General features: G+C 67.8%; 10 protein-coding genes. 7 read left to right on the forward strand and 3 right to left on the reverse strand.

Annotated features, from left to right (window positions below):
• Positions 1–67 precede the first annotated feature (67 nt).
• Entirely contained in the window at positions 68–2452 is a 2385-nt protein-coding gene (locus tag KY501_RS20280) for a DUF5011 domain-containing protein (protein WP_224364856.1), read from the reverse strand.
• Between the two features lie 71 nt (positions 2453–2523).
• On the reverse strand, positions 2524–3156 hold the full coding sequence (locus KY501_RS20285; protein ID WP_224364857.1) for a zinc ribbon domain-containing protein: 633 nt from the start codon (positions 3154–3156) through the stop codon (positions 2524–2526).
• A 131-nt stretch (positions 3157–3287) separates the two neighbouring features.
• On the opposite strand from KY501_RS20285, the gene KY501_RS20290 reads away from it, so the two are divergent.
• Complete coding sequence (locus tag KY501_RS20290) at positions 3288–4178, forward strand: hypothetical protein (protein ID WP_224364858.1); 891 nt, start codon at positions 3288–3290, stop codon at positions 4176–4178.
• Positions 4179–4247: 69 nt separating this feature from the next.
• On the opposite strand, the gene KY501_RS20295 is transcribed toward KY501_RS20290, so the two are convergent.
• Positions 4248–5963 carry a CotH kinase family protein gene (locus KY501_RS20295; RefSeq protein WP_309242978.1) on the reverse strand — a complete coding sequence of 572 codons (1716 nt, stop codon included), beginning with the start codon at positions 5961–5963 and terminating at the stop codon, positions 4248–4250.
• 266 nt (positions 5964–6229) lie between these two features.
• Between KY501_RS20295 and KY501_RS20300 the strand changes: the two genes are divergently transcribed.
• The 6 genes from KY501_RS20300 to KY501_RS20325 all read left to right on the forward strand — a co-directional run bounded on the left by KY501_RS20300 (position 6230) and on the right by KY501_RS20325 (position 13104).
• Positions 6230–6766, forward strand: a complete 537-nt coding sequence (locus tag KY501_RS20300; RefSeq protein ID WP_224364860.1) for a QcrA and Rieske domain-containing protein — start codon at positions 6230–6232, stop codon at positions 6764–6766.
• Positions 6767–6774: 8 nt separating this feature from the next.
• Entirely contained in the window at positions 6775–8490 is a 1716-nt protein-coding gene (locus tag KY501_RS20305; protein ID WP_224364861.1) for a cytochrome b N-terminal domain-containing protein, read from the forward strand.
• A gap of 57 nt (positions 8491–8547) precedes the next feature.
• Positions 8548–8877, forward strand: coding sequence for a c-type cytochrome (locus KY501_RS20310; RefSeq protein WP_224364862.1), 330 nt, complete (start codon positions 8548–8550; stop codon positions 8875–8877).
• A 67-nt stretch (positions 8878–8944) separates the two neighbouring features.
• Entirely contained in the window at positions 8945–9223 is a 279-nt protein-coding gene (locus KY501_RS20315) for a hypothetical protein (RefSeq protein WP_224364863.1), read from the forward strand.
• Between the two features lie 112 nt (positions 9224–9335).
• Positions 9336–10928 (forward strand): adenylate/guanylate cyclase domain-containing protein, encoded by a 1593-nt coding sequence (locus tag KY501_RS20320; protein WP_224364864.1) that lies wholly within the window; start codon positions 9336–9338, stop codon positions 10926–10928.
• A 175-nt stretch (positions 10929–11103) separates the two neighbouring features.
• Positions 11104–13104, forward strand: a complete 2001-nt coding sequence (locus KY501_RS20325; protein ID WP_224364865.1) for a protein kinase domain-containing protein — start codon at positions 11104–11106, stop codon at positions 13102–13104.
• Positions 13105–13166: the final 62 nt, after the last annotated feature.

The following is a 13166-nucleotide window of genomic DNA, read 5'->3' on the forward strand; positions in this document are numbered from 1 at the left end:
GTCGTACCTCAAAGGACTGAAGCGTCAGGCCAGGCTGTGGACCGCCAACCCAGCCCGAACGCCGGAATCACCAGGGGCAGTTGACGACGTCCACCGTGCGGGTCAGCGTCGGAGCGCTGTTCCCGGACGAGTCCGCCACCGTGTACGTCACCGTGTACGTGCCCGCGGCCCACGAGTTCACCCAGCCAGAGCGCTGCACCGACTTCGTGAGGTCGCCGTAGCACTGGTCCGAGGCCGTGGCGCCCGGATCCACGAAGTTGCCGCTGCCGCAGGTGAAGGTGATCCGCGACGGCCCGATGAGCGCCAGCGTCGGAGCGCGCGTATCGGACACGTTCACCGTGCGGATGGCGCTCGAGATGTGCCACTCCGCATCCCAGGCCTGGTACTGCACGGAGTAGGTGCCCACGACGGAGGTGTTGGGGCCCGGGCCGTAGTCGTCCGGATCCACGCTGCCCGGCACGCCGTCGCCGTCGTCATCCCCGGAGTTGTACTTGTGCACCGCCAGCGGGCCACCGCAGCCGTCGGTGGCCGAGGCGCTCGGGTCCACCCAGGTGTCCACGCCGCACTCCAGCTGCATGAGGCTGTTGCCGTTGAGCACCACGCTCGGGTCCCCGCTGGAGGCCTGCACGGTCACCGTGCGCTGCGCGCCCTGCGCGCTGTTGCCGGACTGATCCGTCACCTTGTAGCTCACCTGGTAGGTGCCCGGCAGGGTCGGGGCGCCGCCCACCACCTGCACCTGGTTGGACAGGTTGCCGCCGCACACGTCAGTGGCCACCACGCCCTGGGTGAGCGAGCCGCCGCAGCCCACCACCAGCTCGCTCGGGCCCGCCAGCGTCAGCGTGGGCGCCTGCGTGTCCTGCACCGTCACCGGAGCGGTGCACGTTCCCTGGTTGCCCGAGGCGTCCGAGCCCCGGAACGTCACCGAGCTCGTGCCCAGCGAGTACCAGGCCGGGCCGCCCGCCAGGGTGACCTGCCCCTCGCAGTTGTCCACCAGCGTGGCGGCCGGAATCGACACCCTCGCGGAGAGGTTGCCGGTGCACTCGGCCACGATGGGGGCCGGGCAGGTGAGCACGGGGGCCTGGTTGTCCACCACCTTCACCGTGCCGGTGCACGTGGACGAGAGCCCGTGCGAATCCGTGCACGTGAGCGCCACCACGGTCGAGCCCAGCCCGTACGAACCGGCCGGAGTCTGCACGCAGGAGATGGCATCCCCATCCGGATCGCTCGAGCCGTTGTTCACCGAAGCCGTGGCGCCGCACGTCGCGCCCGCGGACACCGTGACGTTCTGGCAACGGGCCACCGGCGCCTGGTTGGGAGGCAGCGTCCAGATGGCCTCGACCGTGGGCGCCGTCTGCTGGGTGCCCGTCGGGTCGACGAAGCTGGCGGTGATGAGGTCCGTCCCCGTCACGCCGCTCGAGGGATAGGTGAAGGAGGCCTCACCCGCGGCGTTCGATACAGCCGTTCCGGACTGACCCGCGTTCGGACCCAGGCCCACGTGGAAGGTGACGGTGGCGCCCGCGATGGGCTGGAGCTCGCCATCGCGCACCGTCGCCGTGACGGTGTGCGAGCTCACGGTGCCCACCACGTACGTCACCGAGGAGGGATCCAGGGAGATGATCCCCGGCAACTGCGCCGAGGCGCCACCGAGGATGATGTTGCGCCCCCAGCCATCCCTGGCCAGCACCTGCAGCCCGCCCAGGTCTCCCGAGAAGCTGCTGTGGCACGGCCCCGCCTGGATGTCCGAGTTCGTCAGCCCGGGGAACGCCGTCTCGCCCTCGGTGGTCAACTGCAGCGTGAAGTAGTCACAGCCCGCGTCCTCGGACTCGACGATTCCCGGGATGAGGGCCTGCAGCCATCCGTACGCGTCCGGGCCATAGCCGTTGGACATCAACCCGCCGCCCGAGTTCACGAAGTTGGCGATCTCCACGGCATGCTGGGCGAGCGCCTGGCCCTCGTCCCACTCGATGTCGTTCTCCGCGCCAGTGCCCACCATCACGAGGATGGCCGGCTGCTGCGCTCCAGAGGCCAGATCCGCGAAGAACTGGTGAATCTCCTCGGGCCCATTAAAGAACCGCGGGTTCAGGCCCGCGGCGGTCGCCGCGTAGCCGTAGGCCGATCCCGCGTCGCAGCAGTAGGCCTCCTTCTCCGATGCGGCGCCGAGCAGGGCCACCGTGCCATCATTCGCCCGCCTGACGTTGACCTTCAGGCTCTCGAGCGCCTTGCGGAGGTAGAACCACCCATTCAGCAACTCGCCACTGTCCGTGCGCTCGCCGTGATCGGTGAAGTCATCCCCACCGAGGATGATGGGACCGCCTCCAGCCACCAGCGCTTCGACTTGAGCGGGCGGCGGTGGCGCGACCTTCTCCGCGCTCGGACCGCAGCTCCATACCACTGCCAACACCAACGCCTGCACCAGCCCGACAGCAGGTGCGAGGGTTCTTCTCGTATGCATGACTGCCCCCTCTCCAAGAGAGGGAGTAGAGATTACAGTAAATATTTAAAATTCGGGGAAAATCGAAATCCCTAACTGCGTGCCGTGCCACATTCGGGGCAGAACTTCGCCTTGGCGGCCATCTCGGCGCCGCATTTGCCACAGTTGGCGGTGGCCGCCAGGGGTTTGCCGCACTCGGGGCAGAACTTGCCGCCTTCGACGCGGGCATTGCAGTGGGGACAGGCGGCCATCTTCTGGGCCTTCATGTCCAGGTCCTCCACCTGGTCCACCTTGCGCGCCTTGTCCCAGGCCTGCTCCACGGCGACCTTGGACTGGATGTGGGCGGCCTCCTCGGCGAGGTTGGGCGCGCACCCCTCGCACAGGCTCCGGGACTCGTTCCAACAGGCCTGCGGGCAGACCCACTTGCCACAGCGGGTGCAGTGCTTGAAGTGGCCCTTGGCCTCCTCCACCGCGTTGGCGTACGCGTCGTCCCACGCCTTGCCGCGCAGCGCGTCCTTCACATGGTCGCCCGCATAGGCAGCGCGGGACAGCGCCCCACCGAAGAACGAGCCCGCGGCCTTCAGGAAGCTGGCCGCCATGCCCAGCGCGCTGCCCTCGAAGGTGGACATGTGCCCGTTGCCGCACTTGTCGCATTTGAACTCGAACTGGAACCCCTGATCATTCGAGCGATCGGTGTAGTTGCGGGTGAACTGGATCATCGCCATGGGACGACAACACCTCCGGTCAAACGCAGCTGTTTCAAGCTAGCACGGCAACTCCGACTCTCACCTTCCGATAATCCGGGGAACCCTGCTCCGCGAGCGGGGATTCCTCACGCCATCCCCTCGGAGTTCCTATGAAATTGGCTGTACGCGCGGCGCTCGCCGTCACCCTCGCCGCCACCGTCCTGGCGGCACCGCAGGCCCAGGCCACCAACTACACGCTGTGGATCCACGGCAAGAACGGCGGTGGGACGAAGCCGGGCAACTACGCGGACTTCTCCAACTGGGGCCCCAGCTCCACCGCCGCGGGCGTGAACAAGAAAGCCGTGAACTGGGATGGGCGGCAGAAGATCGGCGGGCAGAACTACCGCGTCCGGGACGCTCTGGACTGTTTCTGCACGGGCGACAACTGGTGTTACATCGCCGTGCACAGCGCGGGAGATCTACAAATCGGCTACGCGCTGGCGCTCTATGGAGCCACCGCGCGCTACAAGAAGAACGCCACCCCGGACGCCAACGGCGTGTGCGGCAACACGGATGGCACCACGCAGACGGGCTGGAACATCCGCTGGGTGAACGTGGCCTCGGGCGCGGGCGGAGGCAGCGAGCTGGCGGACAACGGCGAGTGGGCCACCAGTGACGCCATCGTGGGCGATCTGGTCACGACCACGGCGCGCGCGATGTACAACCACAACACGACGCGCTCGCTGTGGTTCTACATGTTCGCGGGAGCCAAGGGCACGGTGTACTCGGGCATCCTGCCGGGGCAGGACGACGAGGCGGTGTCCTACCACTCGACGGGCGGCGTGGCGGGCAGCGAGGGTGGGGCGTACTGCAACCCTTCCGACTGGTTCTGCAATGATCTGACGACGGGCTCCGGCGCGTGCGAGGGCAACCACGCCAAGTGGAGCTACCACACGGTGTCGTTGCGCGATGACGGCGAGAGCTACTCGCACGGCGCCAACGGCAACTGGGAGGGCATCGTCAGCAAGGTGCGCGAGGACGTCGTCACCTACGCGAAGTGAGCCGAGGCGGCAGGGGGAGGTCCGCGAGACCTTTCCCCCTGGCGCCCGTTCAGCGGCGTGGAGCCCGGCTCACGGCAGCCGGTGCTCCAGCAAATCCCAGCGCTGGTCCACCCACTGGCGGAGGTAATCGACCTCCTGCGAATAGGTGGTGAAGTCGGTGCGATCGGCCCAGCGGGTGAAGGTGCGGTACTGCTGGCCCCATCTGGCCTCGTCGCGTCTGACCGCGGAGTCGATCTCGGCCACGTACCCGTCGATGAGCTGGAGCACCTCCGCCTTGGACAGCGGGCCGTGCAGCAACTGCTGGTAGCGCTCGCGCATGGGCCCGGAGATGGCGGGATCATCCAGCTGACGGGCGAAGATCAGGTTGTTGCTCTTGAAGTCCAGCATCTCGTTGAACGGGCGGCGCCGGGTGTCCCAGCCCTGGCCGAAGCTGGCGTCGAGGTCCCACGGAATGAAGCGGGTGGGGCTGCTCGGCTCGCGGGCCTGGTAGTGGTAGGCGTTCTTGGCGCTCGAGTCCGTGCCAACGATGAGCGTGTTGAAGATCCACCAGTCCTCATAGTCCCGGGCATTCATGAGCGCGTCGCGCCCCTGGCGGAAACCATCCCCCGGCGAGTCGGCGACGAAGGTCGTGAGCGCATCCAGCCCGTCGAAGTCACCGGGCCAGCCCTCGGGGGGCTTGCCCTCGCTCTTCTCGAAGCCCTGGTGCAGCGTCTCTTTGGGAGCGCCGTCCGCGTCCACCCGCGCGAAGTTCGCGTCGGCGTCCACGGCCTTGAAGAGGTCGCCCTTCTTGGACAGGCCGTGGCGCTCCATCAGGTCGTCGTCGACGTGCTCGGCCACGGTGAAGATGCCCCAGTAGCTCCCATTCCTGTAAACCACCGCGCTGTACGTCTTGATCTGGATGTGGTCCGGCGACATGCGGTTCCACAGATCAAAGGCGAGCCTCGGCCGCAGGTACGAGTTGTCGTTGAACGAGGTGATCAGCACCACCCGTTTCCGAGCCTGGAAGCTGCCCCCCGCCTGGATGGGCTCGTTGAACAAGTCATCGTCGGGGAACTTGAACGTGAGGCTGCGCTTGGGGAACACACTGGAGGTGGCGCCCCGGTACTTGGCCTCGAAGGTGAAGTGGTGCCCGCGGTAGACGAGCTCCGCCGGGCGATAGCCTCCCGCGGTGAGCTGGCCCTCGAAGGAGAGGTGGAAGACGGGCAGCCCGTACTCCTCGGTGTACTTCGCCGGGTCGACGATGGGCACGTTGCCCGGAGCCTGCCAGTTGTCCACCACGCCCACCTCGAGCGTCCCCGTCTCTCCGGTGGAGCGCTCGGTGACGGTCAGCGTCCACACGGCCGCCTGATCCTTGCCCGGCGTCCAACGGAAGGTGCCGGTGGCTTCGTCCAGGGTGGCCCCAGCGGGCAACGGTGACACCGTGAAGCGCACGTCCGGCCCGGTGAGCCCCTTCGCGCAGCGCAGCGTGACGCTCACCGTCTCGCCCTCGAGCAGCCATCGGCGAGCGCCTGCGTCCGGCGCGCAGAGCGTGGCATGTGGCGATTCGGGAGTACCCGCATCCGGCGTGCCCGCATCCGGCGTGCCCGCATCCGGCGTGCCCGCATCCGGCGTGGATGTCCCTCCGTCCCCCGGCTCCCCAGGCATGGGGAACGGCGGAATCGGAATGGGAGGCAACGGCACGGTGGGCTTCTCCGCGCCGTCCTCACTCCCACCCGAAGAGGAAGCACTGCACTGCACCAGCACCACACACGAGGCCAGCAACAGGGCCCCGCCCAGAATCCTCACCCGCCCCACCATTCCCCCACCCCGCCCGCGATTCGGTCTGCGAGGAGAAGTAGTCACTCCGGATCGCAACGGCAGCGCGCGCGAAGCCACTGTCCCCTGGCGAACGGCTCCACCTCCGGCCGAACCGCCGTCCATGACCGGGGGTCATCTAGCCAGCACCCCTGGAGCCCGAGTCAACCGGAGTCACACCTGGAGACTGGGGCGAATTGCCCCACGGGACCAATCAATGGTTCATCCGTGAACACGCCCCTATACTGCTTTGCGGCATGTCCGAGCCTACCTCTACTCCCCCGACCCGCCGAGGCTTCCTCGGTGCCCTGACCGTGCTGCTGGGAGGCGCCATCGCGGCGCTCGCCTCCGTACCCGTGCTGGGCAGTCTGTTCTCCCCTCTGCGCGCCGCCCCCAGCTCCGGAGCCGCGGATGCCCCCATCCCCGTGGGCAGCATCTCCGAGTTCCCCGTGGGGGTGCCGCGCCGCGTCGAACTCATCCGCTCCGTCACTGACGCGTGGAGCCGATCCGATGCCACCACCGTGGGCGCCGCCTGGGTGACGCGCAACGCGGATGACACCTTCACCGCGTTCTCCACCATCTGCCCCCACCTGGGCTGCGGCGTGAACCTGGACAAGCAGCGCAACCTCTATGCCTGCCCGTGCCACACCTCCGCCTTCACCATGGACGGGAAGTACCAGGCGGGCCCCGCGCCTCGCGGCCTGGATCCGCTCACCGTGGAGGTGCGCGGCAAGGAAGTGCTCATCCACTACAAGCGCTTCAAGCAGGGCATCCCTGAGCGCGAGACGGTGTGAGACCCACCATGATCAAACGCCTCGACGCATGGCTGGACTCCCGTACCGGCTACCGCGCCCTGCTGGGCCATGCGCTGAATGAAGTCGTCCCGGGCGGCGCCCGCTGGCGCTACGTGTTCGGTTCGGCCGTCACCGTGCTCATCATGGTGCAGGCGGTCACCGGCATCGCGCTGGAGCTGTACTACAGCCCGTCCACCACGGATGCGTGGGCCTCGGTGAACTACATCGAGACGCAGGTGGTGCTGGGCTCGCTGCTGCGCGGCATCCACCACTGGGGTGCCTCGGCCATCGTCGTCGCCGTGGCGCTGCACCTGTTGCAGACGCTGTGGGCCGGCGCCTTCCGAGCCCCTCGCGAGATGAACTGGCTGGCCGGCTTCGTCCTGTTCCAGGTCATCCTCGGGCTGGCCCTCACCGGCTACCTGCTGCCGTGGGACCAGAAGGGCTACTGGGCCACGCAGGTGGCCACCTCCATCGCCGGCACGGTGCCCGTGGTGGGCCCCAAGCTGCAGATGTTCCTCCAGGGTGGCAGCTCCTACGGCAACCTCACCCTCACCCGCTTCCACACGCTCCACGTCATCCTTCTGCCGGCGGCCCTCTTCTCGGTCATCGCCGTGCACGTGGCGCTGTTCCGCAAGCACGGCGTCACCCCGCCGGACCTGCCCGCCGAGGAGCTGAAGCGCACGGCGGAGCCCTTCTACCCGCGGCAGTTGCTCTACGACACCGTCGTGTCCGCGGCGGGCGTGGGGCTCATCTTCTACCTCGCGCTGCGCCACGGTGCGCCGCTCGAGGCCCCGGCCGATCCGTCCTCGCAGTACCTGGCCCGCCCCGAGTGGTACTTCCTCCCGCTCTTCCAGCTGCTCAAGTACTTCGAGGGTGGCGCCGAGTTGGTGGGCACCCTCATCCTCCCCGGCGTGGCCATGGGCTTCCTGGCCGGCCTGCCCTTCATCCACGCCGCGCTCTCGCGCCGCATCCCGAGCATTCACCGGGTGCTCGCCGTGGCCCTCACCGTGGGGCTGATGGGCGTGGGCGGGCTGGGCGCGCTGGCGGTGCGCTCGGATCAGAACGATCCCGCGGTCGCCACCCTGGCCGAGGCTGCCCACGCGCAGGCACAGGAGGCCCGGCGCCTGGCCTCCATGGGCGGCGTGCCCGCCTCCGGCCCGCTGAACCTGTACCGGAACGATCCCATCGTCTGGGGCCACCGCGTCATCGTCTCGCAGTGCCAGAAGTGCCACTCTGCTTGCGACGCCCAGCCCTACAAGGGCAGCCCGTGCCTGGAGGGCTACGGCTCGCGCGCGTGGATCTCCCGCTTCCTGCGCAACCCTCGCGCCCCGCACTTCTTCGGCAACACGAAGATCGACGACATGGAGCCGTTCACCGGCCCCCAGGAGTCCGCGGACGCCCTCACCGAGTTCCTCTACTCGCAGGGCGGTCGGCCAGACGTGACGGACGCGCTCGCCAAGAAGGGCGAGGGGCTCTTCGACTCGGAAGGCTGCGGCAGCTGCCACTCGCTGGACGGAGTGGGCAGCGGCCTGGCGCCGGACCTCAAGGGCTGGGGCTCTCGCGAGTGGACCTACGCCTTCATCCGCAACCCCAAGGCCGAGCGGTTCTTCGGCGACATGAACGAGATGGAGACCTTCGACCACTTGCGCCTACCCGAAGAGGAGCTCCAGGCGGTGACGGCGTGGCTGCACTCGCAGGCTGCGCAACCCTTGAAGTTTCCGTAGCCGGGGGCGTCCCACCCGTCAGTCTTTCACCCGTAGCACGCAGTGGAGGCAGTAACCATGAAGACGCGGTTTGCCCTCGTGTTGGCCCTCTCTCTCTCCGCCACCGTGTATGCCGAGGACACTCCGGCCGACGTGTGGAAGGCCAAGTGCAAGAGCTGTCATGGGGAGGACGGGAAGGCGAAGACCAAGATGGGGGAGAAGGAGAAGATCCCCGACTTCACCAACGCCGACTGGCAGAAGAAGCACTCGGACGAGGTCATCAAGGACAACATCACCAACGGCTCGAAGGAGAACGCCAAGATGAAGGCGTTCAAGGACAAGCTCACCCCCGAACAGATCGACGCGCTGGTGAAGTACATCCGCGGCCTGTCGGCGCCTGCCAAGTAGGCGGCGGATGAATAGAGGGGAGGACGGGCCGTTGACCCTCATGTAGCCCGCACGGAGCCGTCCCCCCATGAAGACCCTTGCCGTTGCCCTGCTCTTCGTCCTGTCGCTGATGACCCTCTTCTCCGCCTCCCGGGCGGACGCGCTGAGTCAGCCGAGCATCCAGCCCCGCATGGCCCGGCCCCAGGCGCTGCCCGAAGGGGATGACGACAAGGACGGCAAGGACGACGACGAGGACGATGAGGAGGAGTACCGAGGCCTCACCCCGCGCGCCGCCCTGGAGCTGGTGGATCCGGGCGGACGGGACGACGTGCTCCGCCTGCGCATCGCGGCGCTGCGCGGACGCTGATCCTTCGCACAGCCCTGTTGCACCCTGAGCCGCCAGGCGGGAAGCTCCGAGCGGCAGTGAAGCGTCGCCAGGAACCGGCGGTGGCGCCACTGGCTGCTACCATAGTGCGCGCATGTGGCTGATCGTAAACCCAGGACTGCTCGACGAGCAGCAGCACCCGGTGCCGGAAGGGCACACGACCATCGGTCGGACGGATGAGAACACCGTCCGGGTGCTCCACATGAGCCTCTCGCGCAAGCACGCGCGGCTGGAGCGGGAAGGCGACCGAATCGTCCTCGTGGATCTGGGCAGCAAGAACGGGACGCTCGTCAACGGCGTGCGGGTGGACCGCTTCTCGCTGCACGACGGGGACTCCTTCCAGTGCGGAGATGTGACGTTCAAGCTGGTGGCCACGCCGGGCGCCTTCGAGCCCACGCACGTGCAGGCCCTGAAGACGCGCTTCTCGCCGCTCTCCATGGAGGAGTTGCTGGAGCTGAACCGCGCGCCCGGGAGCGCCTCGGCGCTGAGGGTGAAGCCCGACCGCGAGGCGGATGTCCGCTCCTCGGAGAAGCTGCGGGTGCTCCTGAAGGTCAGCCAGATGCTGTCCTCGCCGGGCCCCATCGACGGGCTGCTGGAGCGGGTGCTGCGCCTGGTGTTCCAGATCCTCGAGGTGGACCGGGTGGCCATCCTCCTGGTGGATCCGACGACGGGCACGCTGCGCCCCCGGGTGGCGCGACTGTCCACGGGCGAGCTGCCCTCGGGCTCCTTCTACAGCCAGCACGTGGTGGAGTACGTGCGGCACCACAGCGTGGCGGCGCTCTTCGGAGACGCGCGCGAGGATCCGCGGCTGGATGGGGCCAACTCGGTGATGCTGCAATCCATCCGCTCGGCCATGTGCGTGCCGCTCAAGCCCCAGGATGAGGTGCTGGGCGTGCTGTACGTGGACAACCTGGCCCAGGCCAATCGCTTCACCGAGGAGGATCTCGAGTTCCTCACCGCCTTCGGCAACCAGGCCGCGATTGCCTTGGAGAACTCGATGCTCTCGCAGCGGCTGGCCGAGGAGGCGGTGCTGCGCAATGCCTACCTGCGTTTCTTCCCGCCCGCAGTCATCAAGAAGTTACAAAGCGAGCGCCGGGCTCAATTGGGCATCGTCGAGACAGAGGTGACAGTCCTCTTCTCAGACATCAGCGGCTTCACCTCGCTGTCCTCGACGCTGCACCCGCGGCAGGTGGTGGACCTGCTCAACGAGTACTTCCCCACCATGGTGGACATCGTCTTCCGCTATGAGGGTACGTTGGAGAAGTACATCGGCGACGCGCTGATGGCCGTGTGGGGCGCGCCCTTCTCGCAGCCCGAGGACGCGGACCGGGCGCTGCGCGCGGCGGTGGAGATGCAACGCTCGCTGGCGGACCTGAACGCGCGCTGGCGGGCCGAGGGCAAGCCGGAGCTGAAGATCCACGTGGGGCTGAACACGGGCCGGGTGGCCGCGGGCAACATCGGTTCGGAGCAATACTTGCAGTACGCCACCATTGGAGATGCCACCAATGTGGCCAGCCGTATCTGTGATGCCACACCGCCAGGAGAGATCCGCGTGTCCGAGGCGACCTTCGCGCGCATCCAGGAGCGCGCCTGGCCGCTGACGCAGCTGCCTCCCGTGCAGGTCAAGGGCAAGCAAGAGCCCCTGACCCTCTACCGTGTGGAGTGGCGGAACGACCCAACGCGTTGAGATGTCACCCAGCGTATGAGCCATTACCGTCATGCGGTAACGGTTCGAAAGTGTCGCCCAGGGCAGTTCTAAAACCAACAACCCTCACGATAGGATTTGGGCCCACTGAAAATAACGAGCCGGGCTCTCCCAGGTCCCCCCTTGGGAGCCATGGCCTTGGCTACGGGTAGGGAGCATGACCGAACGCCCCATCGGCGGCAGGTACATCAAGGAGCGAACGATCGCCGGTGGTGGCATGGGCACCATCTGGCTGGCGCTCGATGAGCAATTGCAGCGGCGCGTGGCGCTCAAGCTGCTGGCTTCGCATCGAGTCTCTTCGCCCGCGGCCCGGCAGCGCTTCGCGCAGGAGGCCAAGGCCGTTGCCCGCGTCCACAACCCGCACGTGGTGCAGATCCATGACTACGGCATCGACGGCGACATGCCGTACCTCGTCATGGAGCTGCTCGAGGGCGAGGATCTCGAGGCGCTCCTGGAGCGGCGCCAGCGGCTCGCCCCCGCCGCGGTGGTCCCCCTGCTCAACCAGGTGGCGAAGGCGCTGACCGCGGCTCACGCCGCTGGCGTCATCCACCGAGATCTCAAGCCCGCCAACCTCTTCCTGGCCCGCATCGACGGCGAAGAGGTGATCAAGGTGCTCGACTTCGGGCTGGCCCTGCTGGACACGGGCACCGACACGCCCCCCGATACCCATGAGCTGGCGGGCACGCCCCGCTACATGAGCCCGGAGCAGATGCGCGGCCAGCTCGCCCTGTCTCCACGCAGCGATCTCTGGTCCCTGGGCGTCGTGCTGTACCGGCTGCTCACCGGCCAGTTCCCCTTCCCCGCGGATGCGCTCGATACCCTGCGCACGGGCGGCTCCGCCTCTCTCACGCCTCCCTCCAGCGTGGTGCCCGAATTGGGCGCCGAGACGGATGCCTTCTTCGCTCGCGCGCTCGCCGCGGAGCCCTCCAATCGCTTCACCTCGGCCCGAGAGCTGGCCTCCGCCTTCTCCGCGCTCGTCATCTCGGGCAAGCCCACCCGTCCCGCGAAGATCCTCGTAGTAGATGACGAGCCGGACATGGCGCTGGTGATGCAGCAGCGCTTCCGCAAGCAGATCCAGGACTCCATCTATAGCTTCATCTTCGCCGCCAACGGCGAGGAGGCCCTGGAGAAGCTCCGCCAGCACCCGGACACGGACGTCGTCCTCTCGGACCTGAACATGCCGAAGATGGACGGGCTCACCTTCCTGGGCCGCGTCGGAGAGGTGCACCCGCTCGTCAAGGTCATCATCGTCTCGGCCTACAGCGACATGAGCAACATCCGGACGGCGATGAACCGGGGGGCCTTCGACTTCCTCGTCAAGCCGCTCAACTTCCAGGACCTGAAGACCACCCTGGAGAAGACGCTCAAGCATGTGAGCGAGATGCGCCGCATGCTGCGCTCCACCGAGGAGAATGATCTGCTGCGCATGTTCGTGCATGGCGGCGTCGTGGAGCGCGTCCTCTCCGCGGTGCGCGCGCCCCTCGGCGTCACCGGCGAGCGCGTGGAGGGGACGGTGGCCTTCGTCGACATGAAGGACTTCGCTCCCATCATCCGCAGCGAGCAGCCCGAGGCCGCCATCCAGCGGCTGAACGCCAACTTCGAGGTCATCGTCCCCGAGCTGACCTCTCGAGGCGGCATGGTGGACAAGTTCATCGGGGACGCGGTGATGGCCGTGTTCCGAGGCCCGGGACACCTGGGCCGGGCGCTGGACGCCTGCCTGTCGGCCCGCCAGCAACTGCGCGCCATGGCCTTCCGTGGCGGAGACAAGTCTCCCTATGCCCACGGCGTCTGCATCGGCCTGGACTCGGGCGAGCTGCTCTCGGGCAGCATCGGGGCACGCGCGCTGGGCCGGCTGGACTACACCGTGCTCGGAGACGTGGTGAACACGGCCGCCTGGCTGGCCTCCGTGGCCGGCAAGGATCAGATCCTCGTGCGCGAAGAGGTCGGTACACGGCTCGACGCGAACTTCGAGTGCCTGGCGCTCGGCGTGCGTCAGGTGACCGGCCCCGGCACTCCGGTCCCTCTCTACGAGGTGGTCGGCCGGCGAGAGCAGGGGATCAATCCCGCGGATTCCACGGCCTCCGCCGCCGAACCCAGGCCGAGCGTGGACGCCCCTCTCATGGCCGCGTCCGGAGCCGCTCCGAACAAGGAAGCCTGATCAGCCTCTTTCTCGCATCGAGGCGCTCACCCTCTTCTCCCTGGCCTCGCGTAGGCCCCCGG

The organism is Hyalangium versicolor (assembly GCF_020103695.1).
GTDB lineage: Bacteria > Myxococcota > Myxococcia > Myxococcales > Myxococcaceae > Hyalangium > Hyalangium versicolor.

Excerpts from the sequence above, each read along its gene's own strand:
- KY501_RS20320 (WP_224364864.1), top strand. The coding sequence starts at position 9,336 with ATGTGGCTGATCGTAAACCCAGGACTGCTCGACGAGCAGCAGCACCCG.
- KY501_RS20315 (WP_224364863.1), top strand. The coding sequence starts at position 8,945 with ATGAAGACCCTTGCCGTTGCCCTGCTCTTCGTCCTGTCGCTGATGACC.
- KY501_RS20310 (WP_224364862.1), top strand. The coding sequence starts at position 8,548 with ATGAAGACGCGGTTTGCCCTCGTGTTGGCCCTCTCTCTCTCCGCCACC.
- KY501_RS20300 (WP_224364860.1), top strand. The coding sequence starts at position 6,230 with ATGTCCGAGCCTACCTCTACTCCCCCGACCCGCCGAGGCTTCCTCGGT.
- KY501_RS20280 (WP_224364856.1), bottom strand. The coding sequence starts at position 2,452 with ATGCATACGAGAAGAACCCTCGCACCTGCTGTCGGGCTGGTGCAGGCG.
- KY501_RS20305 (WP_224364861.1), top strand. The coding sequence starts at position 6,775 with ATGATCAAACGCCTCGACGCATGGCTGGACTCCCGTACCGGCTACCGC.
- KY501_RS20290 (WP_224364858.1), top strand. The coding sequence starts at position 3,288 with ATGAAATTGGCTGTACGCGCGGCGCTCGCCGTCACCCTCGCCGCCACC.
- KY501_RS20285 (WP_224364857.1), bottom strand. The coding sequence starts at position 3,156 with ATGGCGATGATCCAGTTCACCCGCAACTACACCGATCGCTCGAATGAT.
- KY501_RS20325 (WP_224364865.1), top strand. The coding sequence starts at position 11,104 with ATGACCGAACGCCCCATCGGCGGCAGGTACATCAAGGAGCGAACGATC.